The sequence below is a fragment of the Amycolatopsis saalfeldensis genome (assembly GCF_900110575.1).
GTDB classification, from domain to species: Bacteria; Actinomycetota; Actinomycetes; order Mycobacteriales; family Pseudonocardiaceae; genus Amycolatopsis; species Amycolatopsis saalfeldensis.
In genome coordinates, this window is sequence record NZ_FOEF01000006.1 from 13,315 (window position 1) to 39,023 (window position 25,709).

At 72.3% G+C, this 25,709-nt stretch carries 25 protein-coding genes; 14 read left to right on the forward strand and 11 right to left on the reverse strand.

What is annotated here, in order from left to right; translation table 11 throughout:
* Positions 1 to 75 precede the first annotated feature (75 nt).
* The 5 genes from BMY97_RS15515 to BMY97_RS15535 all read left to right on the forward strand — a co-directional run bounded on the left by BMY97_RS15515 (position 76) and on the right by BMY97_RS15535 (position 5,058).
* Complete coding sequence (locus BMY97_RS15515; protein WP_177231363.1) at positions 76 to 2,262, forward strand: SulP family inorganic anion transporter; 2,187 nt, start codon at positions 76 to 78, stop codon at positions 2,260 to 2,262.
* A gap of 92 nt (positions 2,263 to 2,354) precedes the next feature.
* On the forward strand, positions 2,355 to 3,074 hold the full coding sequence (bioD, locus tag BMY97_RS15520; RefSeq protein ID WP_177231387.1) for a dethiobiotin synthase: 720 nt from the start codon (positions 2,355 to 2,357) through the stop codon (positions 3,072 to 3,074).
* Between the two features lie 75 nt (positions 3,075 to 3,149).
* Positions 3,150 to 4,175 (forward strand): biotin synthase BioB, encoded by a 1,026-nt coding sequence (gene bioB, locus BMY97_RS15525; protein WP_091617555.1) that lies wholly within the window; start codon positions 3,150 to 3,152, stop codon positions 4,173 to 4,175.
* A complete protein-coding gene (gene bsaP, locus BMY97_RS15530) occupies positions 4,162 to 4,383 on the forward strand; it encodes a biotin synthase auxiliary protein BsaP (protein ID WP_091617556.1) in 222 nt (73 codons plus the stop codon). Before bioB ends, bsaP begins: the two co-directional genes overlap by 14 nt.
* A gap of 69 nt (positions 4,384 to 4,452) precedes the next feature.
* On the forward strand, positions 4,453 to 5,058 hold the full coding sequence (locus BMY97_RS15535) for a DUF2567 domain-containing protein (protein ID WP_091617557.1): 606 nt from the start codon (positions 4,453 to 4,455) through the stop codon (positions 5,056 to 5,058).
* A gap of 6 nt (positions 5,059 to 5,064) precedes the next feature.
* On the opposite strand, the gene BMY97_RS15540 is transcribed toward BMY97_RS15535, so the two are convergent.
* Both BMY97_RS15540 and BMY97_RS15545 read right to left on the reverse strand, forming a co-directional pair.
* The gene (locus BMY97_RS15540) at positions 5,065 to 5,781 is read right to left on the reverse strand and encodes an LON peptidase substrate-binding domain-containing protein (protein ID WP_091617558.1); all 717 of its coding nucleotides are present in this window, start codon (positions 5,779 to 5,781) and stop codon (positions 5,065 to 5,067) included.
* Positions 5,782 to 5,820: 39 nt separating this feature from the next.
* Positions 5,821 to 6,456, reverse strand: a complete 636-nt coding sequence (locus BMY97_RS15545) for an NUDIX hydrolase (RefSeq protein ID WP_091617559.1) — start codon at positions 6,454 to 6,456, stop codon at positions 5,821 to 5,823.
* Between the two features lie 115 nt (positions 6,457 to 6,571).
* Between BMY97_RS15545 and nadA the strand changes: the two genes are divergently transcribed.
* The 5 genes from nadA to BMY97_RS15575 all read left to right on the forward strand — a co-directional run bounded on the left by nadA (position 6,572) and on the right by BMY97_RS15575 (position 12,127).
* On the forward strand, positions 6,572 to 7,582 hold the full coding sequence (nadA, locus tag BMY97_RS15550; RefSeq protein WP_091617560.1) for a quinolinate synthase NadA: 1,011 nt from the start codon (positions 6,572 to 6,574) through the stop codon (positions 7,580 to 7,582).
* Positions 7,579 to 9,222 (forward strand): L-aspartate oxidase, encoded by a 1,644-nt coding sequence (locus tag BMY97_RS15555; RefSeq protein WP_091617561.1) that lies wholly within the window; start codon positions 7,579 to 7,581, stop codon positions 9,220 to 9,222. The genes nadA and BMY97_RS15555 overlap by 4 nt, the downstream gene beginning before the upstream one ends.
* Positions 9,219 to 10,109, forward strand: a complete 891-nt coding sequence (nadC, locus tag BMY97_RS15560) for a carboxylating nicotinate-nucleotide diphosphorylase (protein ID WP_091617562.1) — start codon at positions 9,219 to 9,221, stop codon at positions 10,107 to 10,109. Before BMY97_RS15555 ends, nadC begins: the two co-directional genes overlap by 4 nt.
* A 73-nt stretch (positions 10,110 to 10,182) precedes the next feature.
* Positions 10,183 to 11,358 carry a S8 family serine peptidase gene (locus tag BMY97_RS15565; RefSeq protein WP_091617563.1) on the forward strand — a complete coding sequence of 392 codons (1,176 nt, stop codon included), beginning with the start codon at positions 10,183 to 10,185 and terminating at the stop codon, positions 11,356 to 11,358.
* Between the two features lie 406 nt (positions 11,359 to 11,764).
* A complete protein-coding gene (locus BMY97_RS15575; protein WP_091617564.1) occupies positions 11,765 to 12,127 on the forward strand; it encodes a hypothetical protein in 363 nt (120 codons plus the stop codon).
* Here BMY97_RS15575 and BMY97_RS15580 read toward each other — a convergent pair.
* The 6 genes from BMY97_RS15580 to BMY97_RS15605 form a co-directional block, all read right to left on the reverse strand.
* The gene (locus tag BMY97_RS15580) at positions 12,124 to 12,495 is read right to left on the reverse strand and encodes a hypothetical protein (protein ID WP_091617565.1); all 372 of its coding nucleotides are present in this window, start codon (positions 12,493 to 12,495) and stop codon (positions 12,124 to 12,126) included. The genes BMY97_RS15575 and BMY97_RS15580 overlap by 4 nt on opposite strands.
* Positions 12,492 to 13,811 carry an alpha/beta hydrolase gene (locus tag BMY97_RS15585; RefSeq protein ID WP_245787330.1) on the reverse strand — a complete coding sequence of 440 codons (1,320 nt, stop codon included), beginning with the start codon at positions 13,809 to 13,811 and terminating at the stop codon, positions 12,492 to 12,494. Before BMY97_RS15585 ends, BMY97_RS15580 begins: the two co-directional genes overlap by 4 nt.
* A gap of 17 nt (positions 13,812 to 13,828) precedes the next feature.
* Positions 13,829 to 15,121, reverse strand: a complete 1,293-nt coding sequence (locus BMY97_RS15590) for a WXG100 family type VII secretion target (protein WP_091617567.1) — start codon at positions 15,119 to 15,121, stop codon at positions 13,829 to 13,831.
* Positions 15,118 to 15,516 (reverse strand): hypothetical protein, encoded by a 399-nt coding sequence (locus BMY97_RS15595; RefSeq protein ID WP_091617568.1) that lies wholly within the window; start codon positions 15,514 to 15,516, stop codon positions 15,118 to 15,120. The genes BMY97_RS15590 and BMY97_RS15595 overlap by 4 nt, the downstream gene beginning before the upstream one ends.
* Positions 15,517 to 15,616: 100 nt before the next feature.
* Complete coding sequence (locus tag BMY97_RS15600; protein WP_091617569.1) at positions 15,617 to 15,919, reverse strand: hypothetical protein; 303 nt, start codon at positions 15,917 to 15,919, stop codon at positions 15,617 to 15,619.
* Between the two features lie 19 nt (positions 15,920 to 15,938).
* Complete coding sequence (locus BMY97_RS15605; RefSeq protein WP_091617570.1) at positions 15,939 to 16,280, reverse strand: WXG100 family type VII secretion target; 342 nt, start codon at positions 16,278 to 16,280, stop codon at positions 15,939 to 15,941.
* Positions 16,281 to 16,510: 230 nt separating this feature from the next.
* Between BMY97_RS15605 and BMY97_RS15610 the strand changes: the two genes are divergently transcribed.
* Complete coding sequence (locus tag BMY97_RS15610) at positions 16,511 to 17,479, forward strand: hypothetical protein (RefSeq protein ID WP_091617898.1); 969 nt, start codon at positions 16,511 to 16,513, stop codon at positions 17,477 to 17,479.
* Between the two features lie 24 nt (positions 17,480 to 17,503).
* Positions 17,504 to 18,925, forward strand: a complete 1,422-nt coding sequence (locus BMY97_RS15615; RefSeq protein WP_091617571.1) for a class I adenylate-forming enzyme family protein — start codon at positions 17,504 to 17,506, stop codon at positions 18,923 to 18,925.
* A 1-nt stretch (position 18,926) separates the two neighbouring features.
* Here the strand turns inward: BMY97_RS15615 and BMY97_RS15620 are convergent, their stop codons facing one another.
* Both BMY97_RS15620 and BMY97_RS15625 read right to left on the reverse strand, forming a co-directional pair.
* Complete coding sequence (locus BMY97_RS15620) at positions 18,927 to 19,412, reverse strand: nucleotidyltransferase domain-containing protein (RefSeq protein ID WP_218156788.1); 486 nt, start codon at positions 19,410 to 19,412, stop codon at positions 18,927 to 18,929.
* 83 nt (positions 19,413 to 19,495) lie between these two features.
* The gene (locus BMY97_RS15625; RefSeq protein ID WP_091617572.1) at positions 19,496 to 20,200 is read right to left on the reverse strand and encodes a S1 family peptidase; all 705 of its coding nucleotides are present in this window, start codon (positions 20,198 to 20,200) and stop codon (positions 19,496 to 19,498) included.
* A gap of 183 nt (positions 20,201 to 20,383) precedes the next feature.
* On the opposite strand from BMY97_RS15625, the gene BMY97_RS15630 reads away from it, so the two are divergent.
* Together BMY97_RS15630 and BMY97_RS15635 are read left to right on the forward strand one after the other, a co-directional pair.
* Complete coding sequence (locus BMY97_RS15630) at positions 20,384 to 21,115, forward strand: polysaccharide lyase family 7 protein (protein ID WP_091617573.1); 732 nt, start codon at positions 20,384 to 20,386, stop codon at positions 21,113 to 21,115.
* 329 nt (positions 21,116 to 21,444) lie between these two features.
* Positions 21,445 to 21,678: a hypothetical protein gene (locus tag BMY97_RS15635; protein ID WP_143086203.1), complete on the forward strand. Its 234-nt coding sequence runs from the start codon at positions 21,445 to 21,447 to the stop codon at positions 21,676 to 21,678.
* A 46-nt stretch (positions 21,679 to 21,724) separates the two neighbouring features.
* Here the strand turns inward: BMY97_RS15635 and eccCa are convergent, their stop codons facing one another.
* Positions 21,725 to 25,675 carry a type VII secretion protein EccCa gene (eccCa, locus tag BMY97_RS15640; protein ID WP_091617575.1) on the reverse strand — a complete coding sequence of 1,317 codons (3,951 nt, stop codon included), beginning with the start codon at positions 25,673 to 25,675 and terminating at the stop codon, positions 21,725 to 21,727.
* Positions 25,676 to 25,709: the final 34 nt, after the last annotated feature.

Genomic DNA, 25,709 nt, shown 5'->3' on the forward strand with positions numbered 1-25,709 from the left:
GGTGCGCGATATAAATTCACCCCATCAGGCGAGACATAGCGGACATTTCACACGAACCCCGGTTCCCTGGTGATCATGAGACCTCTTGCCGTGCTTCGTCACGACGTACCCGCCTCACTGGTGGTGTTCCTGGTCGCTGTCCCGCTGTCGCTCGGCATCGCGCTGGCCTCCGGCGCCCCGATCGTCGCGGGGCTGATCGCCGCGATCGTCGGCGGTGTGGTCGCCGGGGCGCTGGGCGGCTCGCCGCTGCAGGTCAGCGGGCCCGCCGCCGGGCTGACCGTGATCATGGCCGAGACGATCAGCACCTTCGGCTGGGCGGTGACCTGCCTGATCACCGTCGCCGCCGGGGCGTTGCAGGTGCTGCTCGGGCTCAGCCGGATCGCCAGGGCCGCGCTCGCCATCTCGCCCGCGATCGTCCACGGCATGCTCGCCGGCATCGGCGTGACGATCGTGCTGGGCCAGCTGCACGTCATCCTCGGCGGGAAGGCGCAGAGCTCCGCGGTCGAGAACATCGCCGAGCTGCCCGCGCAGATCGTCGCCCACCACGACGCCGCGGCCGTGATCGGCCTGCTCACCATCGCCGTGCTGGTGCTCTGGCCGCGGCTGCCCGCCGCGGTGCGGAAGGTGCCGGGACCGCTGGCGGCCATCGCGCTGGCCACCGCCGTGTCCGTGGCCGCCGGGATGACGCTGCCGCGCGTCGAGCTGCCCGGCGACCTGCTGCAGATCAGGTTCGCGCCCGAGCTGCCCGGTGGCGGCTGGGCGGACGTCGCCGTCGCCGCCGTGACCATCGCGCTGATCGCGAGCGTCGAGAGCCTGCTGTCCGCGGTCGCCGTCGACAAGCTGCACAACGGCGCCCGTTCCCGCCTCGACCGCGAGCTGGTCGGCCAGGGCGCCGCCAACATGGTCTCCGGCACGCTCGGCGGGCTGCCCGTGACCGGCGTGATCGTGCGCAGCTCGACCAACGTCGCCGCCGGCGCCAAGACCCGCGCGTCCGCGATCCTGCACGGGGTGTGGGTGCTGGTGTTCGTGGTCCTGCTCGCCGGGCTGATCCAGAACATCCCGCTGGCCGCGCTGGCCGGACTGCTGGTGCACGTCGGCGCCAAGCTGGTGAACCCCGGGCACCTCAAGCAGGTGCTGCGCCACGGCGATCTGGCGCTGTACCTGGTCACGCTGGCCGGCGTGGTGGTGTTCGACCTGCTCACCGGCGTGATCGCGGGGATCGTGCTGGCCCTGCTGCTCATGCTGCGCCGCACGGTCTGGTCCGGCATCCACGTCGAGCGCGACGGCGAGCAGTGGCGCGTGGTGGTGGAAGGCGTGCTCACCTTCCTGTCCGTGCCGCGGCTGACGAAGGTGCTCGGCACCGTCCCGGAAGGCGCGACGGTGACCCTCGAATTGGTGGTCGACTACCTCGACCACGCCTCCTTCGAGAGCCTGGTCGGCTGGCAGCAGGCGCACGAGCGCGCCGGCGGCACGGTGACGGTCGACGAGATCGGCCACCCGTGGCTGGCCAAGGGCCGGGCCGGGAACCCGACGCTGCGGCGCACCGGCGCGGCCGGGGCGGTGCCGCGCTGGCTCGCGCCGTGGTCGGACTGGCAGGCGGCCGACGTCCACGTGCCCGGGCAGCGCGCGCACCCGACGCGCCGCGGCGCCACCGAGTTCCAGCGCCGGGCCGCGCCGCTGCTGCGGGAGACGCTCAGCGGCCTCGCCGACGGCCAGCGGCCGCACACCATGTTCATCACCTGCGGCGACTCCCGGATCGTGCCGAACCTGATCACCACCAGCGGCCCCGGCGACCTGTTCACCGTGCGCAACATCGGCAACCTGGTGCCGCCCGCTCAGGCGGACCCGTCGATGAACGCCGCGGTGGAGTTCGCCGTCGGGGTGCTGGGCGTGCGCGAGATCGTGGTCTGCGGCCACTCCGGCTGCGGCGCGATGGCCGCGCTCGCGGACGGGCCGCCACCGGGGACGGCGCTCGAGGCGTGGCTGCGGCACGCCGGGCCGAGCCGTGACCGCCGCGGCCCGGTGACGCTGGACGGCGAGCGGCCGTCCCGGGAGCCGGACCGGCTGGCCCTGCACAACGTGCTCCAGCAGCTCGAGCACCTGCGCCAGTACCCGATGGTCGCCGAGGCCGAGCGGCGCGGCGACCTCGTGCTCACCGGGCTGTACTTCGACGTCGGCGAGGCGCTGGTGTCCCTGTCCGACCCGGGGACCGGGGCGTTTGTCGCCGCGGGCACGCCGGCCGTCAGCCGTGACGGCGGGTGAGGGCGGGCGCCGCGAACCGCAAGATTCATCCGATGGAATACCGGGCCGTGGTGTGGCCGCCGGGCGGGCGACTAAGTTGATGGCCCGTGACCATGCTGGTGATGACGGGTACCGGGACCGGCGTCGGGAAGACGATCACCACGGCGGCGATCGCGGCCCTCGCCCTCGAACAGGGGCGGCGCGTGGCCGTGCTCAAACCGGCGCAGACCGGGGTGGCCCCGGAAGAGCCGGGTGACCTCGACGAGGTCGTGCGGCTGGCCGGGCCGGGCCTGACCACCCTCGAGCTGCGGCGTTACCCGGACCCGCTGTCCCCGGAGGCGGCCGCCCGCCGCAGCGGGCTGCCCGTGCTGGGACCGGGCGAGATCGCGGCCGCGGCCGGCGGGCTGGACGCCGACCACGACCTGACGCTGGTGGAGGGCGCGGGCGGGCTGCTCGTCCGGTTCGACCCGCAGGGCAGCGGGCTCGCGGACGTGGCGTGGGCGCTCGGCGCGCCGCTGGTCATCGTCGCCGAGGCCGGCCTCGGCACGCTCAACGCGACCGCGCTGACCGCGGAGGTCGCGACGCGGCGCGGGCTGAACGTGGCCGGGGTCGTGATCGGGTCCTGGCCCGCCATCCCGGACCTGGCGGCCGTCGAGAACCTGCGTGACCTCCCGGAGGCGGCCGGCGCGCCGCTCTTGGGGGTCCTCTCCGAAGGGCTGGGCGAGGCGAACCGCGATACCTTCGCCGAGCGGGTGCGCCACGGGCTCTCGCCGTGGTTCGGCGGCGAGTTCGACCCCGAGACGTTCGCGGGGAGCGTGTCCGCGCAGAAGTGACGGGTGTCGCAGCCTCGCGGCCGGGCGCTCGGGCACGATGACCGGAGAGAAGACCACCACGGACGAGGAGAAGTCGTGACCGTTGCCCCCGGGAAGACCGATATCGGTGACGTGCTCGCCGTCGCGCGCGAGCAGGTCCTCGAGCGGGGCGTGGGGCTGTCGGAGGAGCAGGTGCTGGCCGTGCTGCGGCTGCCCGACGAGCGGCTGACCGACGCGCTGCAGCTCGCGCACGAGGTCCGCGTGCGCTGGTGCGGGCCCGAGGTGGAGGTCGAGGGCATCGTCAGCCTGAAGACCGGCGGCTGCCCCGAGGACTGCCACTTCTGCTCCCAGTCCGGCCGTTTCCCGTCGCCGGTGCGCTCGGCCTGGCTGGACGTGCCGGGCCTGGTCAAGGCCGCCCGCCAGACCCGCGAGACGGGCGCCACCGAGTTCTGCATCGTCGCCGCCGTGCGCGGCCCGGACCAGCGGCTGCTCTCGCAGGTCCGCGAGGGCGTGCGGGCGATCCGCGCGGACGGCAACGACATCCAGATCGCCTGCTCGCTCGGCATGCTCACCCAGGAGCAGGTCGACGAGCTGGTCGAGATGGGCGTGCACCGCTACAACCACAACCTCGAGACGGCGCGCTCGCACTTCCCGGACGTGGTCACCACGCACTCGTGGGAGGAGCGCTGGGACACCCTGCGGATGGTCGCCGCGGCCGGCATGGAGGTCTGCTGCGGCGGCATCATCGGCATGGGCGAGACCGTCGAGCAGCGCGCGGAGTTCGCGGTGCAGCTGGCGCAGCTGAGCCCGCACGAGGTGCCGATGAACTTCCTGATCCCGCAGCCCGGCACGCCGTACGAGCACTACGAGATCGTCGAGGGGAAGGACGCGCTGCGCACCGTCGCGGCGTTCCGGCTCGCGATGCCGCGCACGATGCTGCGCTTCGCCGGCGGCCGGGAGCTGACCCTCGGCGACCTCGGCGCGGAGCAGGGCATGCTCGGCGGGGTCAACGCGATCATCGTCGGCAACTACCTGACCAACCTCGGCCGTCCGGCGAGCGCGGACCTGAAGATGCTCGACGAGCTGAAGATGCCGGTGAAGGCGCTCAGTGACAGCCTTTGACCGACCCGGCGCCGACCAGCCCGGCTACTGCGTCCATTGTGGACAGCCGTCGACCGGGGGCCGGGACCACGAAGCCTGCCACAACCCGCGTACGGCGCTGGAACCGCCGCGGTTCTGCGTGTTCTGCGCGCGGCGGCTGGTGGTGCAGGTGACCCCGGTGGGCTGGACGGCGCGGTGCAGCAGGCACGGCGAAACCGCCGGCGGCTGACCGCGGGTGACCTCCGGGCGGGCACCGGTTACGCTCGGTTCCGCACACGCGCAGGGGAGGGAGTCCGGGGTGGTTGATTCCGCGGGCAAGGCAGCACACCGGTCGTCCGCCGTGGCCGAGGCCTGGTCGGTCCCGATGCTCTTCCCGCCGCACCGCCAGCGGCCCAAGGTCGTGGTGAAGGCGGACCTGCTGCCCGCCGTGAGCGTGCTCTCGACGGCCGGGCTGCTCGGCATTCCGCTCGGCTGGCTGTGGTCGCTGCTGGCGCCGGCGCAGCGGGTGCGCGTGGTCACCGCCGACGGCCAGCTCGCCCCGCTGGAGCTGGAGAGCTGGCACCGCTTCGACGATCTGGCGATCTACGGCTTCCTCGCGCTCGCCACCGGGCTGCTGATCGGCATCGTCGCGTGGCTGATGCGGGAACGCCGTGGCCCGGTGGTCTTCCTGGCCGCGGCCGGCGGGGCCACCCTCGCCGCCTGGCTGGGCACGCAGCTCGGGTCCGCGTTCGTGAACTCGAAGTACGCCGTGGACGCCGCCCCCGCGCTGGGCGCGGTCGTCGCGCAGGCACCCCGGCTGGAGTCCGGCTGGGTGCTGGTGATCGCGCCGCTGATGACCTCGCTGGTGTACGCGCTGCTCACCGCCTGGAACGGCCGGGAAGACCTGGGCCGCCGGCTCGGCTGAGCGCGGCTAGTTCAGGTTGGCCGGCTTGGTGAAGTCGGCCAGTTCGGTGGGCGGCAGGGGGACCGCGCTGAGCGTCGAGAGGAAGCCGGCCTCGCGGGTGAGCAGCCGGCAGACGATCCGCAGCCGGCGCAGGGGATGGGCCTCTTCGAGCAGGAGCTGGCGGTCTTCGACCGGCAGGAGGCAGTCGGCCGCCAGCTGGTAGGCCAGTTCGGCGAGGTCGGCGTCCTCGGCCGGGGGGTGCCAGTCCTCGGCGTGCCAGGCCGCCTCGCAGTAGCGCTCGTGCGCCGCGCGCGCGACCTCGCCGAGCCGGGCCGCGGTGTCGTTCGCGGCGGCCGGGACCACCTCGTCGGGCAGCCAGTCGACCACGCCCATCAGATACGGCGCCGAGGTGCTGTCGATCTCCCGGAGCCGGAAGCGCCGGCTGGCCGTGCTGACCACGTCGTACCGGCCGTCGGGCAGGCGCTTGGCCTCGCGCAGCACCGTGGCGCAGCCGACGCCGTACACGTGGTCCAGACCGGTGACTTCACGCACCAATGGGGCACGGAGCGCGATGACGCCGAACTCGCGGCCGGGCACGCCGCCGCCCACCAGATCCGACACCAGCTGCCGGTAACGCGGCTCGAAGATGTGCAGCGGCAGATGGGTGCCGGGGAGCAGCACGGTCTGCAACGGGAACAACGGCAGGGTCGCCGTCCCGCTGGGGTCCTGCTCCGGCTCGGTCACGCGTCCACCGTACGGGTACCCGGGCACGCTCGCAGTCCGTCACCTTCCGGGTGGTGGCTTCAGCACGGCGAACGGGTCAGTCACCTGCATCCCTTTGCCAGCGAAGGAGAACTGTGCCGCCGGACGGCCACCGGCCCGGCCGGGCGAGGTCGTGTTCCCGGTCGGCACGAGCAGTCCGCGGCGCGACAGCACGCGCTGCAGGTTCGTCGCGGAAACCTTGTAGCCGAGCGCCGCGGAGTACAGCCCGCGCAACTCGGAGACGGTGAACTCCTCGGGCGCCAGCGCGAAGCCGAGGTTGGTGTAGCTCAGCTTCGAGCGCAGCCGGTCCCGCGCGCGCAGCACGATCGCCTCGTGGTCGAACGCGGTGCGCGGCAACGCGTCCACGTCGTGCCACTCCGTGTCCTCGGGCACGGCCGGGTCGACGCCGGAGGGGACCAGGCCGAGGAACGCCGTCGCCACGACCCGCGGCCCCGGCACGCGGTCCGGCGCGCTGAACACCGAAAGCTGCTCCACGTGCTTGAGCTGGCGCACGTCGACCTTCTCCGCGAGCTGGCGCCGGATGGAGGTCTCCACGTCCTCGTCCGGGCGCAGCCGGCCGCCCGGCAGGGACCAGCGGCCGAGGTGCGGGTCCAGCGCCCGGCGCCAGAGCAGCACCCGCAGTGTGTCGGAGCGCACTTGAAGGACCGCGCCCAGAACCTCGTGGGCAAGGGGGGTCTGGGTGTTAATATGGCTTCGCACGGTTTTCGATTATAAGGCGAAAACCCGCCAGCGGTCCACAGGAGGGCCAGACATGAGCATTACGGTTGAAGCAGACCTCACGCCCTACGGCGGGGTCGAGGCGAACGCCGAATGGGCCGAGGAGGTGCGCGCACTCGCCCGCGAACGCGACGCGGTGCTGCTGGCGCACAACTACCAGGTTCCGGAGATCCAGGACATCGCGGACTTCACGGGTGATTCCCTGGCGCTGAGCCGCATCGCGGCGAGCAGCGACGCCGCCACGATCGTCTTCTGCGGTGTGCACTTCATGGCCGAGACGGCGAAGATCCTGGCCCCGCAGAAGACGGTGCTGATCCCCGACGCGCGGGCCGGCTGCTCGCTCGCCGACTCCATCACCGGCGCGCAGCTGCGTGAGTGGAAGGCCGAGCACCCGGGCGCGGTGGTCGTCTCCTACGTGAACACCACGGCCGAGGTGAAGGCCGAGACCGACATCTGCTGCACGTCCTCGAACGCGGTCGACGTGGTCGCCTCCATCCCGGCTGACCAGGAGGTTCTCTTCCTGCCGGACCAGTTCCTCGGCGCGCACGTCAAGCGGGTGACCGGCCGGGAGAACATGCGCGTCTGGGCCGGGGAGTGCCACGTGCACGCCGGGATCAACGGCGCCGAGCTGGCCGCGCGGGCCGCGGAGAACCCCGACGCCGACCTGTTCATCCACCCCGAGTGCGGCTGCGCGACGTCGGCGCTCTACCTCGCCGGGGAGGGCGCGGTGGCGCCGGAGCGGGTGAAGATCCTCTCCACCGGCGACATGGTGCACGCGGCGCGGGACACCAACGCGAAGTCGGTCCTGGTGGCCACCGAGATCGGCATGATCCACCAGCTGCGCAAGGCCGCGCCGGAGATCGACTTCCGCGCGGTGAACGACCGGGCCTCGTGCCGGTACATGAAGATGATCACCCCCGCGGCGTTGCTGCGGAGCCTGCGTGAGGGCGCCGACGAGGTGCACGTGGACCTCGAAACGGCGGCGAAGGCGCGTGCCTCGGTGCAGCGGATGATCGAAATCGGCAAGCCTGGCGGCGGCGAATGAGCACGCCGGTTAATGCTTCACAGGCTAAAACCCCGGTCTGGGAAGCGCGCGCGGACCTCGTCGTGGTCGGCAGCGGGGTGGCCGGTCTGACGGCCGCGCTGCGGGCGCGGGAACTCGGGCTGCACGTCCTCGTGGTCACCAAGGCCGCGGTCGCGGACGGCAACACGCGCTGGGCGCAGGGCGGCGTCGCGGTGGTCCTGGAGGGCGAGCACGACCTGGGCGACTCCGTGGCGAAGCATGCCGAAGACACCTTCACCGCGGGCGCGGGCCTGTGCGATGAGGACGCCGTGCGCGCCATCCTCGACGGTGGCCCGGCCGCGGTCGCGCGGCTGCGCCGTGGCGGCGCGACTTTCGACGCCGGCGCCGAGGGCCTGGCGCGGGCCCGGGAGGGCGGGCACAGCGCGTTCCGCGTGATCCACGCCGGCGGTGACGCCACCGGCGCGGAGGTCGAGCGGACGCTCGTGGCGCAGGCGGGCACCCAGCGGGTGCCGGTGCTGGAGCACTTCATCGCGGTCGACGCGCTGCGCACCCCGGCGGGCGAGGTGGCCGGGGTGACCGTGCTGGACCGCGACGGCGTGCCCGGGGTGGTGCGGGCGTCCGCGGTGCTGCTGGCCAGCGGCGGGTTCGGGCAGCTGTACCAGGCGACGTCGAACCCGGAGATCGCGACCGGGGACGGGCTGGCGCTCGCGCTGCGGGCCGGCGCGGCCGTGGCCGACGTCGAGTTCGTGCAGTTTCACCCGACGGTGCTCTACACGCCCGGCGCGCGCGGCCGGTGCCCGCTGGTCACCGAGGCCGTCCGGGGCGAGGGCGCGACCCTCGTCGACGGCGCGGGCGCGTCCGTGATGCACGGCGTGCACCCGCTGGGCGACCTGGCCCCGCGCGACGTCGTCGCGGCGGCGATCACCCGGCGGATGGGGCTCGCGCCGGGCGGGGTCGACGACCACGTTTTCCTCGACGCCACCGGCGTTCCCGGCTTCGCGAAGCGGTTCCCGACCGTCTTCGCGGCGTGTGCGGTGCTCGGCATCGACCCGGCGGTGGACGCCATCCCGGTGACCCCCGCGGCGCACTTCGCGTGCGGCGGCGTGGTGGCCACTGTGGACGGACGATCCACCGTGCGAGGCCTGTACGCCGCGGGCGAGGTGGCCCGCACCGGCCTGCACGGCGCGAACCGCCTGGCGTCCAACAGCCTGCTCGAAGGGCTGGTCGTCGGGCACCGGGTGGCCGAGACCGTGGCCGCGGACCTCGCGGCCGGCCTGCTGCCCGATCCGTCCCGCGGGCGGCTGCCCGAGCGCGTGGCCGCGCCGACGGCGGACCGCGATGCGCTGCAGCGCGTGATGAGCCGGTACGCCGCCATCGGCCGGGACGCCGACGGGCTGGCCGCCGCCGGATCGGTGCTCGACCTGTCCACGAAGGACAGTCCGCTGTGGACGCACGCGGCGGTCGAAGACGCCGCGCTCACCTTGGCGGCGCAGGCTTTGCTCACCGCGGCGGCCCGCCGCACCGAGTCGCGCGGCTGTCACGTGCGCAGTGATTTCCCCGAACGGGACGAGCGGGGCTGGCAGCGCAGCCAGCTGCTCCGGCTCAGCCCGTCCGGCCAGCCGGTGCTGGCCGAGAAGACCTCACTGGAGGGTGTGGCATGACCGAGTTTTCTCCGGTGACGGAGCGCGCGCTGGCCGAAGCCGGGCTGGAGCCGGCCGACGTCCACCGCGTCGTCACCACGGCGCTGGGCGAGGACCTGCGTTACGGCCCGGACGCCACCACGGCGGCCACGGTGCCGGCCGACACGGTGGCGCTGGCCGAGCTGACCCCGCGGGTCCCGGGCGTCGTCGCGGGGATTCCCTTGGTGCTGGCCGTTTTCGACGCCGTGCTGGGCGAGGGCTACGAGGTGGTTTCGCGTCGCGCGGACGGTGAACGGCTGGCCGCGGGGGAGCCCGCGCTGGTCGTTCGCGGTCCGGTGCGCGGGCTGCTCACGGCGGAGCGCACGGCGTTGAACCTGCTGTGCCACCTCTCCGGCATCGCCACGGCGACGGCCGCGTGGGTGTCCGAAGTGGACGGTACCGGCGCGGCGATCCGCGACTCCCGCAAGACGCTGCCGGGCCTGCGGCTGCTCCAGAAGTACGCGGTCCGCTGCGGCGGCGGGGTCAACCACCGCCTGGGGCTGGGCGACGCGGTGCTGATCAAGGACAACCACGTCGTCGCGGCCGGCTCCGTCACCGCCGCGCTGGCGCTCGCCCGGGAACACGCGCCGGAGCTGGCGTGCGAGGTGGAGGTCGACGACCTGGCGCAGCTGGACGAGGCGCTCGCCGCGCACGCGGACGAGGCGCTGCTGGACAACTTCACGCCGGAGGAGTGCGCGAAAGCGGTCGAGCGACGCGACCAGGTTTCACCGGAAACGCGGCTGGAATCCTCTGGTGGCTTGACCCTCGAGCGTGGTAGGGCGTACGCCGAGTCCGGTGTGGACTACCTTTCGGTGGGCGGGCTGACGCACTCCTCGCCCGCGCTGGACCTCGGGATGGACCTGCGCTGACGCCTGTTCCCGCGGCGCCCTCTCCACTAGAATCCCCTTGTCGGACATCGAGATTCCGGGGGAGGGTGCCGCGGTGAGGGTGCCAGCTGTTGTCGCCGTGGGCGGCCTCGTGGCGCTGGGCCTGCCCGTCGTCGCGGCCTCGCCGGCCGATGCCGTGGTGCAGTGCGCCAACCCTTCCGGCACGTACACCGGCGCGGTGCCCTGGGGCCAGCGGCTGGTCGACCCGCAGCGGCTCTGGCCGCTCTCCCGCGGTGACGGCCAAGTGGTGGCGGTGATCGGCACCGGCGTCGACGGGCAGAACGCGCAGTTCGCGCCCGGGCAGGTGCTGAGCGGCTCGGGGGCGGCGCCGTCGGACTGCGACGGCCGCGGCACGATCGCCGCCGGGATCGTCGGCGCGCAGCCGGACGACGCGACGACGTTCACCGGCGTCGCGCCCGGCGTGAAGATACTTCCCTTGCGCTACACCGAAAGCAACGGCTCGTCGGCCGAGGGCGGCGGCGATCCGGGCGCGCTGGCCGGCGCCATCGGCACGGCGCTGGACCGCGGCGCGACGGTGCTGCTGATCGCCGTCCCGGCCGGTTCCGACAGCCCGGCCCTCGACGCGGCGGTGGACCGGGCGCGGGCCGGCGGCGCGGTGGTCGTCTCCCCGGCGGCCGCGACGCAGCAGGGCGCGCACTCGTACCCCACGTCGTCGTCGGGGGTGCTCGCGGTCGGCTCGACGAACCAGGCGGGCCAGCCGGTGCAGACCGAATCCGGGGACTACCTGGGCATCGCCGCGCCGGGCGCGAACCTGGTGAGCACCTCGGCGGGCGGGGGCGGCGCGGTCGCGCATCGTTGGCCTGTCACGGATCCCGGCCTGGCCGCGGCGTACGTGGCCGGGGTCGCGGCGCTGGTGCGCGCGGCCCACCCGAACCTCACCGGCGACCAGGTCGTCACCCGGCTGACGCTGACCGCGTCCCGCCCGCCGTCCGGGGCCCACGATCCGCACCGCGGCTGGGGTGTGGTGGACGCGTACGCGGCGGTTTCGTCCACGCTGCCCGCCGACGTGCTGGGCCCGGGCGTCCAGGTCAGCCCGGCGTCGGTGCCCGTGGTGGTCCCGGCCGCCGCGGCCGCCCGTCCGGCCACGGACCTGGCCGCGGGCGTGATCGCGCTGGGCGGGGTCGCGGCCGCCGCGGCGGCGGGCGTCGCGGTCGCCGCAGTCCGGCGCGGGAAACGGCGCTCCTGGCGGCCGTCGCGCTTCGGTTCCTGAACCGGCGCGGAGCTACTGCTCGAGGCCGCGTTTGCCCTGGGCCAGGGCGCGCAGACCGTACAGCGCGAACAGGGGTTTGACCGGCCAGGCCTCCCCGAGCCGATAGTCCGCGGCGCGTACCAGGCGTTGGGCGAGGTCGGGACGTTGCCGGTGAAGCCGCACTCTGCTATCGCGTAATGCGCCAGGAGGGCCGCCTCCGAGACCGAGTCCGCGTGGGCTGCGCCGCCGGAGCAGACCAGCACCGAGCCGGTCAACGCGGGGTCGAAGGAACGCAACGCCGCGCGTACCCGCCACCGGTTCAGTGTGTTGGCACGGTTGTGGCTGTTTTCGCGTCATGGACTCGATCTTCTCGCATGCGCAAGATGGGCAGGTGACAGCTAGCGTGTCGGGCACGGAAGGTGGAGACATGACACCGCAGGGACGAGTGCTGGTGATCGGGCTCGACCCCGCGCGGCTGGAGGACTGGGATCCCGCGCCGGTGCAGGCGGCGCTCGTCCGGGGCAACGCGCGGTTCGAGGCGTACGGCATCGAGGCCGACGTCTGCCTGGTGGTCGTCGACGAGGATCCCGAAGGGACGATCGCCGCGGCGCTGGACGGTGGCGACTACGCCTGTGTGGTGATCGGCGGCGGTATCCGGGGGTACGAGCCGCTGCTCGAGCTGTTCGAGAAGGTGGTCAACCTGGTCCGGCAGCACGCGCCGAACGCGGCCATCGCCTTCAACAGCAACCCCGAGGACAGCGCGGACGCCGCGTTGCGCTGGCTGCGTTAGCCCACTTCAACGCAGCGAGTGGAGCCGACGATCGCGACACCCTCGCCGCTGCGCGCGACGTGCACGGTGAAGTCCGCGCCGTCACGGCTGAACCGGGCGATCAGCTCCAGCGCGGTGCTGCGGTCGCGGGCCGACCAGCCCGCGGACTCCAGCATCGGCAGCACGGCCTCGACCAGCCGCCGTTCGCCGGCGGCGCACTGTTCCAGGCGGACCCCGTACTGCCAGCACACGAGGTGGCCGGGCTCGGCCGGGTCGCAGTCCAGTTCGCCGTCGACGGTGCGGACGGCGCCTTCGCCGAAGGCCCGCGCGACGCTGTTGATCACCGCCGTGAGGTCGACGGCCAGATCGTCCAGTCCCCGGGTGATCACGGCAGAACCACCTCCGGCGTCGGGGCCACGGGCGCGGGCGTGAGATGCCCGCCGGTGAGCACCCCGTAGATGTTCTCCCACGAATCCGAACCCGGCTTGAGCACACCGCTGTGCGCCGAGGGGCCCCACTGCGTGTCGCCCGCCGCGTCCTGTCCGGTGGCTAGATCCGTGACGCCGGGGAAGGTGTCCGGGTCGGCGCCGTGGCCGATGCCCGTCCACTCCGCGCCCCACGCGTTGCCCTGCGCGATCACGATCGGGTCGAGCGGCGCGGTCATCGAGTAACGCTGCACGCCGGCCTGGCTCGCCGGCAGGTCCGCCGGGCTCCACACGCCGTGGCCCATGCCCGCCGACTCCACGTGCAGTACCCGGTCGACGGCGAGGCCCTGCTGGTCGGCGAGCCCGACGGTGGCGCCGCCGTAGCTGTGGCCGATCGCGGTGATCGTCGCGTCGCCGCCGGTCTGGGCGTTGACCTGGCCGCGCAGCTCGTCGCCGAAGGACTTGAGGCCGGGCGCCATCGTCTGCGCGTAACTCGCGTCGGGGCCTTGGGTGACGGCGTTCTGCGGGAAGACGCCGTCGGCCCAGACGACCATCGCCGTCCGGCCCGACGGGTCGGCGGCGACCAGGCTCTTGCCGAGGTCGGCGTAACTCTGGAAGGTGTCCATCCGTGTGTTCACGCCGGGCACGAAGAGGCCGACGTTGCGGGTGCCCGGCTCGATGTTCCCGACCAGCTCGGCGATCCGCCCGTTCCCGGCCGGGTCGAACCGCAGGATCTGCCGGTTGTTCGCCAGGATGTCCTGGTACAGCGCGATCTTGCGCTGCGAGGCGGAGATGGCGTCGACGTCCGTGCCGCTGGCCTGGAGCTGCTTGAGGTGGTCCTGCTCCGCGGTGAGCGCGTCGGACACCTTGGTGCGGTTGGCGGCGATCTCGTTCGCCCACGTGCCGCTCGCCGCGGCCCCGGCCGGCGTGCCCGCCTTGGGCAACGGGTCCTCCGGCAGCAGCGCGCGGTACATCGCGGCCACCTGCTCGTCGGCCCGGCGGTAGCCCGCGGCGGCCGAGGTCAGTCCATTTTGGAGTGTCCGGGCGCGCTGGACCTGATCGTCGAGCTTCTGGCCCAGCTCGGTCACGGTCTTCGTGAACGTCGCCGCCGCGGCGGCCGAGGCCGGAACCCGGCCGAACGCCGCGGCGGTCACCTTCTCGCCCGCCACGGCTTTCTGGGCCGTGGCGACCGCGCCCGCGCGCGTGCCGAGTTCGGCCGCCGCCGCGTCGAGTTTCGCCGGGGCGACCCGGTAACCCCCGGCCGTGCTGACAGAAGTCACCGAGCCGCCGTCGGCCATCAGTACGCTTCCGGTTCTTCGCCGATCACCGACGGTGCCACCGGTGCCTGCTGGCCCCAGACGTTCTCCGTCTCCACCAGCCACGCCGGGATCCGCCGGCCGGAGCCGAGGTCCCCGCCCGCGCCCATGCCGCCCATCGGCATCATGGGCATCATCGGCATCGCGCTCTTGGCCGCCGCGCCCGCGGCCCCGGCCGCGCCGCCCGCGAGTCCACTGAGGACGTTCGACGAGCCGGCGTCGCCGGCCAGCCCGGAATGCGCCGCCGGCGCGTCGCCGCCGCCTCCGGTGGGGATCCCGCCGCCGCCGAGCGAAGGGGCGTCGCCCCCGCCGATCGGGACGCCGCCGCCGGTGCCGCCCTCAGTGCCCGCGCCGCCGCCGAGCTTGGTGCCGGGCGGCTCCTCCTTTTTGTCGTCCGGGCTCTTGCCGTTCGCCCAGCCCGGGACCTTCGGCATGATCGAGCCGAACCGGCCGAACGCGGCGGCCGAGGCCGCGGCGAGGCCGGCGGTGAACATGTCGCCGAACAGCGGGCTGCCCGAAGCGGCCGGCGCGCCGGTGCCGGGCGCGACCGGCGTGGTGCCGTCGACCGGCAGCGGGTGCGTGTCCACGGGGGGGCCGACGACCGTGCCCGGTCCGGTCAGCGTGTTGCCGGCGACGCCGCCGCCCGAGGCCCCGCCACCCGCGGCGGGCGGCTGCGGCGGGGTGGCCGCGTTCGGCGACACCGGGATCGAGTCCTCGGCGGTGGTGTAGTTCGTCGCCAGCTGGCTCATCACGACGATCGCCTTGGCGTGCGCGGAGCCCGCGGCGTTCGCGGCCTGCTGCTGCGCCTCGACGTTCGTGATGGCCTGCTGCCGCTGCTGGGCCGCGGCGAGCATGGTGGCCGGCGAGGAGTCCGGCGGCAGCAGCGGCGGGTTCACCGCCAGCGCGACGTCGGTGGGGGAGACGTCCGGCACCGAGACCGGCGGCGGCATCTCCGCCTTGGCCTTGACGAGCGCTTCCGACGCGTCTTCGAGCATGTGCTGCATGCCCTGCGCGGTCTGGGCGACCTTCCGGATGCCGCCGACCAGGTCGGTGATCATCGTCTGGTACTGGTCCGCCGCGCCGCCGGTCCACGAGCCGGAGAAGTCCGACAGCTCCTTGGACAGGTTCTCGGCCTGCTCGTGCAGCCCGATCGCGGTGGAGTTCCACTGGTCGGCGGCGGCCTGGGCGCTGCTCGGGTCGCCGGCCTGGAGCATCGCGTACAGCTGCTGGTGGGTGTACGCGGCGAAGTCGGTGTGCGCGGTGGTGTCGGTCATCCCTCAGTCCCCCCGGAGTTCGCGTTGCTGCCACCGCCGAGGCCCAGCAGCGAGAGCAGCGGGTCCAGCAGCCCGGTCTCCTGGCCCGACTGGTGCAGATCGCCGGCCACGTTCTGGTCGGCCTGCTCGTAACCGTCGGCGACGGTGGTGGTCACGTCCTGCGCGAAGGTGATCGCGCCGCGGACCTGGTCCAGCAGCCCCTGCATCTCGGCGACGGCCGCGTGGTGCGCCTCCACGAGCGAAGCGGCCTCGCCGAACTCCCCGAACAGCAGCGGGTGGTCGCCGAGGGTGCGCAGGAAGTCGTTCGGCTTGGACATCGCGTGGATCTGGGTTTCCAGCTCCCGCACGAAGTCCTTCAGTGATTGCAGATGCACGTAGTACGACTGGTCGGGCATCGTGGTTCAGACCCTCTCGTGGTGCGCCGGGACCGGAAAGCCGGCCGGCCGGTGCGAGCGGGGGGTTTCTCGCACCGGCCGGCCGACGTGGGGAGCGCCCTCAGCCCGCGAACAGGCCCTGGTTGCGGTTCTCCAGCTGGGACTGGAGGTCGTGGGCGTCGCCCACCTTCCCGCCGAACTGCGCGATGATCGCGACGATGTCGGCGGTGGCCTGCCGCAGCCGGGTCTCCGACTGGCGGGCGGCCTCACCGGCGGAGCTGCCGGAGGCGTACCAGGTCGAGGTGATCGGCTGCAGGTTCTGGTGCAGCTGCTCGAGCTGGGAGGTCAGTGCCTTGGCCTTGGCGGCCAGCGACGCCGAGCTGTACTGCAGCGCGGCGAAGTTGATTTCGACGACGTCAGCCATCTTCTCGTGTCCTCTCGGCTCAAAGGTTGAGTCGAGGGATGACATTGCCCTCGACGCTGTGGCTGACGCCCTGGAAGCTCTGGTGCACGTCCGAGTCGCCGCTGTTGTAGTTCGTGTGGCTCGTGTGGACCAGCTGGGACATGGTGTCCAGCTCACGGACCGCGGAGGTCATCTTCTCCTGGAGCCGGCGCTGCAGGTCCCAGAACGCGACGGCCTGGTCACCCTTGTAGTTGCGCAGCGTTTCGGTCAGCTCCGACTCCAAGCTGGCCATGGTGGTCTTGGCGCTGGACGCCGTCTCCTCGAAGCCCTGGACGGCGCGCGTCATAGCAGCTGAATCTGCCTGGAATCCCGGACTGGACATCGGCGGGCCACCTCCTTCCCTCTCGCGGACAAATCCCGGTGCGCGGCCGGTTTTCCCGCCGCGCGTTGTGAATGTCACGCTAGAAAACGAGGGGTCGCGGTCAAACGGCACAACTGCCGGTCGCGTTGACGGCACTATTACCCACAACGGTCGGAGTAGGGCTGTCCCCACCTCGCGGACGGGGGCGTTCTCCAGTGCCCCGCGGCGTGTTCGGCGAGACGCTCGAAGCCATGACTTCCTGGGGAAACACGTTTGACCGGGCGCGTGCGCTGCACCGCCCGCTGATGGTGCTGGCGGGCGCGATGGCGGTGCTGCTCGTCGCCTCGGCCTGGGGGCTGCTGGTCGATGATCGCACGCTCGTCAACGCGCCGATCTGGGCGAAACCGTTCAAGTTCGCGGTGTCGGTGGGGCTGTACGCGCTGACGCTGGCGTGGCTGCTGTCGCTGCTGACTCGCGGCCGCCGGGTGGGCTGGTGGCTCGGCACGGTGTTCGCCGTCGGCATCGGCGCCGACATGACGATGCTGGTGTGGCAGGTGATCTTCCGGGGCCGCACGCTGCATTTCAACCAGGCGACGCCGGCGGACCAGGCGATCAACAACGCGGTGGCGACCGGCGCGTTCACCGCGTGGGGCATGACCGCGGCCGTGGTCGTGCTGCTGATGTTCCAGAAGCTGCCGGACCGCGCGCTGGCGGCGTCGCTGCGCTGGGGGACGGCGCTCGCGACCGTCGGGCTCGGGCTGGCGCTGCTGATGTTCTCGCCCACTCCGGCGCAGCAGGCGGTGTGGGCGGCGGGCGGCAAGCCGTCGTCGGTCGGGGGCCACACGGTGGGGCTGGCCGACGGCGGGCCGGGACTGCCGCTGCTGGGCTGGAGCACGGCCGGGGGAGACCTGCGCATCCCGCATTTCGTGGGGATCCACGCGATCCAGGCGCTGCCGCTGCTCGCGCTCGGCCTGGCGGCGCTGGCCCGGCGGTACCCCGTGCTGTCGTCCGAGGTGGTGCGCCGACGGCTCGTGTGGACGGGGGCGGCCGGGTACGCCGGGCTGATGGCGCTGGTGACCTGGCAGGCGTTGCGCGGCCAGTCGATCGTCCGGCCGGACTTCTGGACGCTGGCCGCCGCCGCGGGGCTGATCGCGGTGGTCGCCGCGGGTGTCGCGCTGTCCCTGAGGCCACGGAAGGTGTTCGCTCTGACGGAATTCTGAGAACTCTCCGCTAGGCATGCGGCCATGGTCTATCCGCAAGGACTGCTGGACGCGCTCGCCCGGGAACCGGGGAAGCCGGCCTTCGAGCACGGGCCGCGGGTGGTCGGCCGAGGCGAGACGCTGGAGCTGATCGGCCGCTTCACCGCGGCGTTGCGCGGGGCGGGGCTGGGGCCGGGCGACGGCGTCGGCATCGCGACCGGCGTGACCCCCGAGGGGTGGGCGGTGCAGATCGCAGCCCAGGTGCTGGGCTGCCGCGCCGTCGGGGTCCGCCCGGGCCTGCCGGCGGCGCACCTGCGGGAGGTCGTCGCGGATCTGGCCGCCGTGGTCGTCGACGAGCAGGGCGAATCACCGGAGCTGCGTGCGACGGGCGCCGAGATCCTGCCGATCGGCCCGTCGCTGCCGGCGTACGAGGAGCCGGTGCCGCAGGGGCGGCCGGAGGACATCGGCTGGGTGGTGTTCACCAGCGGCAGCACGGGTGTGCCGAAGGGCGTGGCGTTCAGCTTCGCGGCGCTGGGCGCGCGCGGGCCGGAGTACCGCGGCCCGGCGGGCTGGGACGTCGGCGACGCGTACCGGCGGTTCCTGCTCTTCGGCACGCTGACCAGCGCGGTGATGGTGATGCACCTGGAGGCCTGCCTGCTCGCCGGCGGCACGGCCGTGATCCCGGCGGCGCTGCCCGACTTCCCGTGGGTGCTGCCGCGGCTCGACATCACGGCCGCGCTGATGACCGTGCCCCGGCTGTACCAGGTGCTCGATGTGCTGCGCGGCGAGAACGTCGACCTGTCCGGCCTGCGGGCGTTGACCGTCGCGGGCTCGCCGGTGGCGCCGGGGCTGATGGCGGAGGCGTTCGAGCGGATCGGGCCCGGGCTGCAGCAGGGGTACGGGCAGACGGAGACCGGGAAGCTGACGATCCTGACCGCCGAGGACGTCGCCCGGCACCCGTCGGCGCTGGGCTCGGTGGGGCGACCGCTGGTTTCCGTTGAGGTGCGGGAGGATTCCGAGGTTTACGTGCGGACTCCGACGGCGTTCGCGGGCTACTGGAACAACCCGGACCTGACGGCCTCGGTGCTGCGCGACGGCTGGGTCCGCACCCAGGACGTCGGCCGGCTGGACGCCGAGGGCTTCCTGCACCTGACCGGGCGGGCGCGTGACGTGGTGATCGTCAACGCGATCATCCACTACGCCGGGCCGATCGAGCGCGCTCTCGCTTCCGGTGCCGGCGTGGACCAGGCGTACGTGGTCGGGGCGCCGGACGAGCGGACGGGGGAGGCGATGCACGCCTTTCTCGTCGCGTCGCCGGGCGGCTCGCCGGACTTCGGGGAGCTGCGCGCGCTGGTCGCCGCGGAGCTGGGGGACGCGGCGGTGCCCGCGACGTTCCGGGTGATCGATTCGGTGCCCGTCGCCGCTTCGGGGAAGCCGGCCAAGGCGGCGCTGCTTTCCTTGCTGTGATTCAGGATTCCACGCCGAACTCGTGGCGCAGCTCGCGCAGGTCGGCGAGGTCGTGGGGCCGTGGTTCGTAGCCGCGGTGGAAGTAGCGCTGCTGGGCGACGGAGAGGCACGGCACGGGCGTTCCCGCGATCTCGCCCGTGACGAAACAGGCTGCGGGGTAAGGGAAAGTCCCGCCTCGGTCGTCGGCGGCCTGGGTGGCGGAGCCGTCGGGGGCGAAGTGCAGGGGGTGCAGGTCCAGCTCGGCGCCGTCGTCGCGGCTGAGGACGAAGCGCACGGGGCGGGCGTTCTCCGTCTCGCGGAAGTCGTCGAGTGCTTGCAGCACAGCGGTTTCCTGCTCGGCGCGGTGCAGCAGGTCGAGGTCGCGGTGCGCGCGGGTCTGACGGCGCAGCAGCGCGTCGATGCCCCAGCCGCCGGCGAGCCGGACGTCGAGGTCCCGCGTGCGCAGGCGGCCGAGGATCTCCAGCACGGTGGCGGCGGGCATCGGCATGGCGTCGATTATGCCTTGGGTCTGGGAAAACGCCGCCCGCCGCGGGTTTTCCCCTGCGGCGGGCGGCGTTGACTCGTGTCCGGTCAGACGCCCGCGGTGGAGGAGATCCAGTCGCGGCTGGCGGCGACGCTCGCGTAGTTCTGCGTGCCGTTCTTGTCACTGCCGGAGTTCTCGCCGGTGGAGCAGACGCCGACCTGCACGCCGTTGTCCAGCTGGGGCCCGCCCGAGTCGCCGTGCCACGACGAGCCGCTGACGCCCTTGCTGGCGATCGCGGTGCCGTTGAAGGCGTCGGTGCTGCTGCCGGTGACCTGGACGTCGGCGGTCTTCAGCGTGTCCGAGGGCGGGCTGTTGCCCTCGGTGCGGCCCCAGCCGTAGATCTGGTCGGTGGCGCCCTTGCCGGGGTCGCCGGTGCCCAGCTTCATGAACGTGGTGTCCACAGAGGACGCCAGGTGCAGCAGCGCGATGTCCCCGTCGGGCGAGGCCTTCTGCTGGTCCACGGCGACCTCGGTGCCCTTCCCGAGCGCGACGTCGCCCACCTTGACGTGCATGCCCGGCTGGTTCAGGCAGTGCTGCGCCGTGAGCACCCACTGCGGCGCGATGATCGTGCCGGAGCACTCGAACCCGCCGAAGTCGGTGGCGTCGTCCCAGAAGATCTGCGCCCCCCACGGCGCGGAGCTGACGGTCGTACCGCCGATGATGTTCGTCCCGGCACTCGCCGTCCCCACCGACACGATGCTCAGCGCCGCGGCTGCCCCCGCCGCAACCGCTACCGCCTTCGACAAACGCATAAAATCCCCTTGGCTCAACGGAAATCGTCCCGTACGAAACGATTTCACCAACGTAGGAGAGGGGATGGTGATTTTGTAACCTACCGAAGTCGGGTCTGGGGGCGAAGTCCGTTGTAGGCCATTCGGAGTAGTACTGGGCGGCGCGGGGAGGGGTCCCGGGGAGGTCGGGTTAGCGTCCGGGCCATGCTGCGATTCTCGGGTTTCCTCGGCTGCGCGCTGCTTCTCGCCTCCGGCGGTGTCGCGGATGCGAGCACGACCGGCCCACCCTCGCTCGACGGCTGGCGCCTGACGCTGCCCGTGGAGTCGGACAGCGGCGGCGCCGAAGTCCTCAACCCGGCTGAACTCGACCCGCCCTACCTCACCCGCGCCGCCGACGGCAGCCTCGTCTTCTGGGCGCCGACCGCCGGCGCGACGACCACCCACTCGGGCAGTCCGCGTACCGAGTTGATCGACAACACCGGCTTCACCTCCGGCACCGGCGGTGCGCACACCCTGGCCGCCACGGTGACCGTCAGCCAGGTGCCGAAGACCAGCAAAACCATCATCCTCGGCCAGATCCACGGCGACCAGGACCGCAACTCCGACCCGTACACGATGCTGTACCACTCGGGCGGCACCGTGCACGTGAAGGTCAACCAGCAGCTCTCCGCGGGCAGCAACTACCTCGACTACCCGCTGCTCACGGATGTCGGCCTGGGGACTGCTTTCAGTTACACGATCACCGATCGGGGCGACGGAACTTTGCGGTTCACCGCCACTCGCGACGGATCCACTGTGGAAAAGACAGCGCCTGTTCCTTCGGTGTGGTCCGGTGAAGACGTGCGCTTTCAGGCTGGTGACTACGAGCAGCTCAAGGGGGATCCCGAAGACGGAGACGGGGGGAAGGTCACGTTTTCGGCTCTGACGGCTTCCTGAGGAAGGCTTCCATCCGGTATGCCCGTACTCGGACCATGCGGATTACCACGTCGATTCCGCTTCGCATCTCAGCGAGCTGCCTCAGCCGAGGCTGAGTTCGGCATCGGCTCTGTCGGCGGTGTCTCCGTTCGGCTGTATGGGAAAACGGCCTGCACACGTATTTTGTCGTTGCAGGACGGCTATGACGGGCAGTTCGCGAAGACGATCGGTGCGCGTAGCCTGATGTCCGACAAGGACTGGAGGGGTACGGTCTGGGTTACCGGCCAACTGCTCAAGCTGGAACCTGGCTTGAGCTTGTGATGTTCCGAGACCTCGGCGTCCTTGAGTACGTGGACTTCTACATCGGCGGCCATCTCGTGTCAAACCCCTTCTGGCTAGGAACTCCTATGCCTGAGCTGAATTTTCCCTTTGATCTGCCGCGGAAGTTCCGCCTGGGCCGAGGCTATGTGGTTGCCTCGAGTATCTATCTGTCCGAAGATCGGCTGGCCTACGGTGAGCCATCCACCATCGACCACCCGGAATTGGTCGATCAGGTCATCCGGTCCGGCTATTTCGAGGGCTGATCTGTTGCTGACTTCCTTGTTTGGCCTGGCGAACAGGGAAGCCCGCTCAGCCCTCCACCGGTTTCGTCCAAGCCACCTGAACCAGCCCAGTCCCGCCCCGACGGGACACCAACGTCCCGCGACCCGGGGGCTGCGGTGAAGGCTTCACCTCACCCATCAAAGCGCCCTCCTCCTTGGCCCCCGACATCACCAGCCCCGGCGAGCCCAGCTCACGGATCCGTTGCAGCAACGGCTCGAACAACGCCCGCCCCGCGCCGCCGGAAGAGCGGGCGATCACGAGGTGGAGCCCGATGTCCCGGGCCTGCGGCAGGAATTCCAGCAACGGCAGCAAAGGATTCCGGCCCACCGCGGCGACAAGCTCGTAGTCGTCCACCAGCACGTACAGATCCGGCCCACGCCACCAAGAACGGCTCCGCAGCTGTTCCGGCGTCACCGAAGGGCCGGGCAGACGGTTGCGCATCGCCGTCGCGCATTGGTCCACCAGGCCCGTGAGCTGGTTCTCCGCGCCCGCGTAGCCCAGCAGGTGCGGTTCGTCCACTACGCCAAGCAAAGCGCGGCGATAGTCGGCCACCAGGATCAGGGCTTCGTCGGGCGTGAAAGCAGCGGAAATGCCCGTCGCGATTGCTCGTAGCAGCGAGCTCTTGCCCGATTCGACGTCGCCGAAGGCCACGAAATGGGGGTCTGTCGCGAAGTCCAGGTGGACTGGGCGCAGGTTCGACTCCGCGATACCCAGGGTGATCTGCCGGGAAGGCGCCGCCGGCAGCGCGTCCAGCGCCACTTCCGAAGGCAGCAGCCGCACCTGGGGCGCGCGGGCGCCGGGCCACGCGGCGGTGACGCGGCGGGTCAGGTCCAGGCCACCGCCGCCGATGGTGTCCGGGCGCTGATCGCCGTCGACGCGGGGGAGGGCGGCCAGGAAGTGCAGCTTGTCGGCCGTCAGGCCGCGGCCGGGGCGGTCCGCGGGCACGTTCTGGGCCACCTTGCGGTCGATCGACGAGTCCGCGGGGTCGCCCAGGCGCAGCTCGAAGCGGGTTCCGATGGCGTCGCGCAGCTGGGCGCGGGCGCCGATCCACTGGTTCAGCGTGATGATCACGTGGATGCCGAAGCCCAGCCCGCGCGTGGCCAAGCCGGTGATCTGCTCCTCCAGCTGCTCGTACTCCTGCCGGATCGTGGTCCAGTTGTCCACGAACAGGAACACGTCGCCGAACTCGCGGCCTTCGGTGCTCTCGGTGAACTCCGCCCGCCGCTGGCGGAACGTGGCCATCGACTCGATTCCGTTGGCGGAGAAGAACTCCTCGCGCTGTTCCAGCAACGTCGTCAGCTCCGCCACCACCCGACGGCAGCGTTGCGCGTCACGGCGGGTCGCGTAACCCGAGACGTGCGGCAGGCCCGCGATCGGCGCCAGCGCGCCACCACCCATGTCCAGCACGAACAGCTGCACCTCGGCCGGCGTGTGCGTCAGTGCCAGCATGGCCGCGATGTCCTTCAGCAGAGTCGACTTGCCGCTTTGCGGTGCGCCGACGATCACCGCGTGCCCGGCCCCGCCGGCGAAATCGGCCCACAGCATGTCGCGGCGTTGCTCGAACGGCTTGTCCACCAGCGCCACCGGGATCATCAGCTTCCCGTTGCCGCCCCAGCCCAGCGGGCACAGGCCGCGCTCCGGGTCTTCGCCCAGCGGCGGCAGCAGCTGGTCCAGGGTCGGCGGCTCGGACAGTGGCGGCAGCCAGATCTGGTGCGCTTCCGGGCCACGACCCGCCAACCGTGACAGCATCGCGCCGATGATCGTCTCGCCGGTCCCGGCCTCCGGGGCGACCGCGGCCGGCTGCGCCGAGACCGGAACCTCCACCGGCGTCAGCAGAAACGGCAGCACGCCCAGCTGCTGCCCGTCCTCGCGCACGATCCGGCTGCGCGGCGGCAGCTCGCCCGAGACGTACGCGGCCTTGAGCCGGATCAGCGTGTCGTTGTCGGACTTCAGGTACGCCGAGCCCGGCACCGGCGGCAGGTGATACGCGTCGGCGACCCCGAGCACCGCCCGGCTCTCCGACGCGGAGAACGTCCGCAGCCCGATGCGGTACGAAAGGTGCGAGTCGAGCCCGCGCAGCCGCCCCTCCTCCAGCCGTTGCGACGCCAGCAGCAAGTGGATGCCCAGCGAACGCCCGAGCCGCCCGATCGCGACGAACAGGTCGATGAACTCCGGCCGGGACGAGAGCAGCTCGGAGAACTCGTCGATGATCACCAGCAGCGAGGCCAGCGGCCGCAGTGCCACGCCGTCCGCGCGCGCCTTCTCGTAGTCGCGCACCGACGCGTAGTTCCCCGCCGAGTGCAGGAGTTCCTGACGCCGCAGCAGTTCGCCGTTCAGCGCGTCCGCCATGCGGTCGACGAGCGCGAGGTCGTCGGACAGGTTGGTGATCACCGCGCAGGTGTGCGGCAGCCCGGTCATGCCGGCGAACGTCGCGCCGCCCTTGAAGTCGATCAGCGCCAGGTTCAGCTTCTCCGACGAGTGCGTGACCGCGAGCGCCGTGACGAGCGTGCGCAGCAGTTCGCTCTTGCCCGAGCCGGTGGCGCCGATGACCAGCCCGTGCGGGCCCATGCCGCCCTCGGCCGACTCCTTGAGGTCCAGGTCCACCGCCCGGCCCTCGGGGTTCACGCCCAGCGGGATCCGCAGCCGGTCGCGGGCCGCGCGCGGCGCCCACGTGACGGTGGTGTCGGTGTCGCGCGGGTCGCCGATGCCGAGCAGCCCGGACAGCCCGAACGTCGCCGACATCGGCGTCTCGCTGACCACGGTCGCGCCCTGGTACAGCGGGGTCAGCATCCGTGAGAGCGCTTCGGCCGCGCCGCGGTCGAGCTGGTCCGGCGTCCCGAGGAAGCCCAGCCGCGCTTCGGTTCCGCCGTCGAGCACGACCATGCCCAGCTGGTCCGACCCGACGTGCAGGCTCAGCAGGTGGTCGTTCGACGCGGTCCGGGGCTGTTCGGCGCCGATCTCCAGCACGGTGATCCCCAGCCGGCCCTCCTCGGCCAGCAGCCGCGGCTCGCCGTAGGTGCTGCCGCCGTCGACGACCAGCACGAGGTGCGGCAGCTCCGAAGGCGCCGCGGGACGGCGGGTGAACGCGGGGCGGTCGCCCAGGTCCGGCCCCAGCAGCCCGGCCAGCTCCGCGGCTTCCGCGGCGACGAGGCGGCGCGGGCCGGTCGCGTCGGCCTGCGCGGGGGCGGTGGCGTGCGGCAGCCACTTCGCCCAGTCCCAGTCGTGCGTCCGGTCCGGGTGCACGCAGAACGCGACGCGCAGGTCGGCGGGGGAGTGGAAGGTCACCAGCTGCGCCAGCAGCGCGCGCACCTGGCCGAGCACGTCCGGGCGCCGGCCGGAAAGGGTGGCCGCCGCGTACGACCGCAGCTGCAGCGAGACGGGCAGGCCCTCCACAGTGGAGTAGGTCCGGATGAAGTGCTTGAGGTTCGTCGACGAGACCGGGTCCAGGTCCTCCAGCGGCACGGTCTGCGGCGCGCGCAGCGGCGTCGCCAGCGGTTGCGGCCCGGTGGCCGCGCGCACCAGCGCGAAGTGCCGGTCGGCGCGGCGGCGGTCCCAGTGCTGCCCGGTCTCCACGTACGCCCACAGGTCCGCCGGGTCCGGCTGCTGCGCGATCAGCGTCGCGCGCTGGGAGTCGGCGATCGTCCGCACCCGGGTGCGCAGGCCGGCGAGGTAACGCTGGTAGTCGCGGCGCTCCTCGTTGATCTGCGCCTTCTTCGCCATGCCGCCGCGGCCCAGCGACATGACCACCATGCCGCCCATCGCGGTGATGAACAGCGCGCCGAAGATCCAGGTCATCACCCCGCCGTCACGTCCGATGTAGACGAACGACATCGCGCCCATGCCGAGCATCATCGGCAGGAACATCATGAGCTGCATCAACCCGCCCGAGCCGCTCTTGGGCAGCATCGGCGGGGACTGCAGCATGATCTCCCCGGGCAGCTCGCCGAGCAGGTCGAGGCGGTCACGGGTCGGGCTCATGCCCCGTATTTTGGCCACCATTCACGGCCTCGCG